Annotated in this window: 5 protein-coding genes (1 of these 5 only partly in view); 3 read left to right on the plus strand and 2 right to left on the minus strand. The window is 62.0% G+C overall.

Translation table 11 applies throughout. The annotated features are described in order from the left end of the window. Positions 1–174, minus strand: the 5' portion of a protein-coding gene (locus tag K728_RS0115445; RefSeq protein WP_084442914.1) for a DUF2332 family protein. The gene continues 51 nt to the left of window position 1, outside the view; the window shows 174 of its 225 coding nt (coding positions 1–174); its start codon is at positions 172–174; its stop codon lies off the left edge, out of view. Positions 175–501: 327 nt separating this feature from the next. On the opposite strand from K728_RS0115445, the gene K728_RS0115455 reads away from it, so the two are divergent. The 3 genes from K728_RS0115455 (at position 502) to K728_RS0115465 (ending at position 4,247) form a co-directional block, all read left to right on the plus strand. Further along, positions 502–2,199 carry an ABC transporter substrate-binding protein gene (locus tag K728_RS0115455; protein WP_024477235.1) on the plus strand — a complete coding sequence of 566 codons (1,698 nt, stop codon included), beginning with the start codon at positions 502–504 and terminating at the stop codon, positions 2,197–2,199. A 105-nt stretch (positions 2,200–2,304) separates the two neighbouring features. Beyond that, complete coding sequence (locus K728_RS0115460) at positions 2,305–3,309, plus strand: ABC transporter permease (protein WP_024477236.1); 1,005 nt, start codon at positions 2,305–2,307, stop codon at positions 3,307–3,309. Further along, complete coding sequence (locus K728_RS0115465) at positions 3,306–4,247, plus strand: ABC transporter permease (protein WP_051317708.1); 942 nt, start codon at positions 3,306–3,308, stop codon at positions 4,245–4,247. Before K728_RS0115460 ends, K728_RS0115465 begins: the two co-directional genes overlap by 4 nt. A 69-nt stretch (positions 4,248–4,316) precedes the next feature. Here the strand turns inward: K728_RS0115465 and K728_RS23365 are convergent. Then, positions 4,317–4,709, minus strand: a 393-nt coding sequence (locus K728_RS23365) for an ATP-binding cassette domain-containing protein (protein WP_443111001.1), incomplete at its 5' end; no start/stop codon positions are given.

A 4,709-nucleotide genomic window follows, 5' to 3' on the forward strand; every position in this document is an offset into this window, starting at 1 on the left:
GGCGGCGCGGAGCCGGTCCCGCCGTCGCACATGTTCCGGCCAGATCAGTGCTTCCAGCCAGGCGACGTCGTCGTCCTTTGCGACGTCGAACGGATTCAGGTCGAGTACGGCGCGGAAGCTGATGAGAGGTAACGACGTCGGCAGCGGCGGGTGGCCGGTGGTAGCGCAGTCCATCACCAGGGCGCCGGGCACCACTCATCATAGGTGGGGGAATATCCGCGGGTTTCGACGAGCGCGAACCGCCGGTACCACGCGGCCGTGTCGAGTTGCTCAGCCATGCCAATCCCTCCACACCAATGGGTCAACCGTCACCCTAGCGTGCTCTTAGGGGGACGGCCAGTCGACAACGCGTGACCAAATCGTGACCACATCTGTGAGGTAAATCCCATCTGAGGACATCCCCGGGGTTAGGCTCGTTCCACAGATTGCTCCGCTCCGGCGAAGCCGTCAGGGCATCACGTTACGTGCGCTGCCTCCCCACTCGTACATGAGGAGCACAACATGCAAGAAAGCGCCACACCGCCGCGCAGCTCACGCCCCGCAAAGAAGCGGGCAGCTGTGGTGACGGCCGGATTGGCAATCGGTGCGCTGTTGCTTTCCGGTTGCGTCGAAAGCCAGCGGGATGAAGGCACTGCCGACGGTGGTGAAGCGACCGTCGACTCGACGTTCGTCTTTGCTGCGTCGTCGGATCCTGCGTCCCTTGACCCCGCCTTTGCCAGTGACGGCGAGACCTTCCGGGTCAGCCGTCAATTGTTTGAGGGTCTCGTCGGGGTAGAGGCCGGCACGGCCGATCCAGCTCCGCTGCTCGCCGAATCCTGGGAAACCTCCGAAGACGGCCTTTCCACCACCTTCGCGCTGAAGGAGGGCGTCACGTTCCACGATGGCACCGAGTTCAACGCGGAAGCCGTCTGCTTCAACTTCGACCGCTGGTACAACTGGACCGGTGTCGCCCAGGCGCCATCCGTCTCCTACTACTACAACAACCTGTTCCGCGGGTTCGCCGACTCACCTGACGCAGCCGTCTACGAATCCTGTGAGGTGAACGGGGACCTTGAGGCGACCGTCACCCTTGCACAGCCGTTCGCCGGGTTCATTCCCGCTCTGTCGCTGCCGGCCTTCGCCATGCAGAGCCCGACGGCGCTCGAGGAGTTCGCCGCCGATGACATTGGCGGTTCAGCTGAAGCGCCAGCGTTGAGCGCTTACGCCGAGGGTAACCCCGTGGGTACCGGGCCGTTCAAGTTCGATTCCTGGTCGGTGGGCGAGCAGTTGCAGCTGTCCACCTACGAGGACTATTGGGGTGAGCAGGGCGATGTGGAAACCATCATCTTCCGCGTCATCGACGACCCACAGGCGCGCACGCAGGCCCTGCAGGCCGGCACGGTCGACGGGTTTGACCTGGTCTCGCCCGCCGATATCCCCACCCTCGAGGGCGAAGGCTTCATGATTGTGCCTCGCGATCCCTTCACGATCCTCTACCTGGGTCTGAACCACGAGGTGGAGGAGCTCAGCGATCCACTGGTACGCGAAGCAATCCACCACGCCATCGACAAGCAGGCACTGATCGACCAGACGCTTCCTGAAGGAACGCAGCTGGCCACCCAGTTCATCCCCGACGTCGTTGACGGTTACAACGAAGACGTCACCACCTATGACTATGATCCTGAACGGGCCATGGAACTGTTGGAAGAAGCCGGTTACCCTGACGGCTTCGAGGTCCAATTCAACTATCCGACGAACGTATCCCGGCCGTACATGCCAACCCCCGAGCAGGTCTTCACCAACCTGACCGACCAGTTGGCCGCCGTGGGTATCACCGCAACGCCAGCGCCTGACGTCTGGACGCCTGACTACCTGGACAAGATCCAGGGAACAACTGACCATGGCATCCACCTGCTCGGCTGGACCGGTGACTACAACGACACTGACAACTTCATCGGTGTTTTCTTCGGCCAGGAGAAGCTCGAATTCGGCTTCGACAACCCCGAACTGTTCGCGGCGTTGGACGAAGCCCGTGGCATGACCGACCGTGAAGAGCAGACAGCGGCGTACGAGGAAATCAACGAGCAGATCGCCGAGTTCAACCCGGCGATCCCGTTGGCTCACCCCGCGCCGTCACTGGCCTTCGCCGAGCGTGTCACGTCCTACCCGGCAAGCCCCGTCAATGACGAGGTCTTCAACATGATCGAACTCAACGAGTAACAACATCAGATGACAGGAGAGCCTGGCCTGCGCGGCCCGGCTCTCCTGTTGTTCGTTGGACAGTGTTTGATTCCTGTGTGTTTGATCCGTTCCTGAAAGGACCCCGTGCTACGCGTCATTGGTAAGCGCCTCGCGCTGCTGGTACCCACGTTGATCGGCTTGTCGATCCTGTTGTTCCTGTGGGTGCGCAATCTACCCGGCGGCCCTGCCACTGCCCTGCTGGGCGAGCGGGCCACCCCTGAAGCGGTGGAACGGGTGAACGAGCTCTACGGCTTCAACGAGCCGATTGTCTCTCAATACTTCACCTATATGGGCAAGCTCCTGCAGGGTGACTTCGGCACCTCGATCAACACCGGCCGTCCGGTGCTGGAGGAGTTCGCCACCCGGTTCCCCGGCACCGTCGAACTCACTGTCGTCGCTCTGATCTTCGCCATCGGCATCGGCATTCCCCTCGGTTATCTGGCCGCCCGCTACTACGGGCGGTTTGTGGACCACGGTTCGGTAGTGCTGAGCCTGCTCGGTATCACGGTGCCCGTCTTCTTCCTGGCGTTCATCCTCAAGTATCTGTTTGCCATCCAATGGCCCATTCTTCCTCCGGACGGTCGCCAGGATCCGCGAATGGACGCCACCCACGTGACAGACTTCTACGTGTTGGACGGAATGCTCACCGGTGAGTGGGACGCAGCCTGGGACGCGTTCCAGCACCTGATCCTGCCGGGTATTGCGCTCGGCACCATCCCCTTGGCCATCATCGTACGGATCACCAGGGCTTCGGTTCTTGAGGTCCAGAATGCCGACTACGTCCGCACCGCCCGAGCCAAGGGCCTACTTGAGAAGACCATCCGGAACCGCTTCATCCTCCGCAACGCGATGCTTCCCGTTGTGACCACCATCGGTCTGCAGGTGGGCTTGCTGATTTCCGGGGCAGTGTTGACCGAAACGGTCTTCGCTTTCAACGGGATCGGCAGATTTTTGCGTGATGCGATCTTCGGACTCGACTACCCCGTCCTCCAGGGGTTCATCATCATCATTGCCATCCTGTACGCAGTGATCAACCTGATCGTTGACATTTCCTACAGCATCATCGACCCAAGGGTGCGTGTGAGTTGAGTACGACATTGCCGCCAACTGCCGGTGACGAGCCGGCGCCCACCGAACCGAGCATCCCCGACGGAGCCGGAACCGGACTCTGGAAAGACGCCTTCCGACGGCTCAAGAAGAACCCGCAGGCCATCGCCGGAGCCGTCATTGTGGGCTTGTTCCTGCTGGTGGCCATTCTGGCGCCGGTCCTTGCTCCCTACGGCGGCGATGAACTACCGGGACGTACCGAGATCACGCCCACCAACATCCCGGGGCCGGGGGAGTTGGACGCTTACCCACTCGGTCTCGACCGATTCGGTGGGGACCTACTGAGTAAGCTCATCTGGGGTGCTCAGGCGTCCCTGTTGATCGGCGTCGTGTCCACCACCCTAGGGCTGGTCGGCGGCATGATCCTCGGCCTGCTCGCCGGTGGACTGGGCGGCTGGGTGGACAGCCTCATCATGCGGTTCGTCGACATTCTTCTTTCGGTGCCGAACCTGTTGCTGGCAGTCAGTATTGCAGCGATCCTGGGTCAGGGGCCCTACGCGGTCATGATCGCGATCGGTGTCTCGCAGGTGCCGATTTTCGCCCGCCTATTGCGAGCATCGATGTTGTCCCAACGCGGCTCGGACTACATTCTTGCCGCCCAGACGTTGGGTCTGAGTCGGTCCACCATCACCATGAGCCACCTGCTGCCCAACAGTGTTGGGCCGGTTATCGTCCAGGCGACCCTGACCCTTGCCACAGCAGTCATTGACGCGGCTGCTCTGTCCTTCCTTGGACTGGGCGGTGGGCGCCCGCAGACCGCGGAGTGGGGGCGGATGCTCACCTATGCGCAGGCCGAGCTCGCCAACTCGCCGCAGCTGGCGTTCCTGCCGGGTATCTGTATCGCTGTGACGGCGCTGGGCTTCACCCTGCTGGGCGAGTCGTTGCGGGAGTCGCTCGATCCCAAGACCCGCAAGAAGTAGCCAGCTTCGACTGGAGTAAAGAAGATCCCGGCACCGATGGTGCCGGGATCTTCTTGTCTGCCTGCGGTTCTAGGCGATGTTCAATTCGTTGCCAGGGATCGCCGAAAGCAATTGCCGGGTGTAGGGGTGGCGCGGATTCTGGAAAACTTCCTCGGAACTAGCGGCTTCGACCAGCTCACCGTCCTTCATCACGCAGACGTAGTCGGAAATGAGACGGACCACGGCGAGATCATGGGAGATGAACAGGTAGCTCAGACCGAGCTCCGACTGTAGGTCCCCGAGCAGCTTCAGGATCTGGGCCTGAACCAGAACGTCCAGCGCGGACACCGGCTCGTCGCAGATGATCAGTTCGGGCTTCAGCGCCAAAGCCCGGGCGATAGCCACCCGCTGGCGTTGCCCGCCCGAAAGCTCCGACGGGTACCGGCGCAGGGCGGTCTGCGGCAGGGACACCTGGTCCATCAG

The sequence above is a fragment of the Arthrobacter sp. CAL618 genome (assembly GCF_000468215.1).
Taxonomy (GTDB): Bacteria; Actinomycetota; Actinomycetes; order Actinomycetales; family Micrococcaceae; genus Arthrobacter_D.

What these genes read in the sequence shown, in the direction of transcription:
- K728_RS0115455 (WP_024477235.1), top strand. Translation starts at nt 502, where the DNA reads ATGCAAGAAAGCGCCACACCGCCGCGCAGCTCACGCCCCGCAAAGAAG.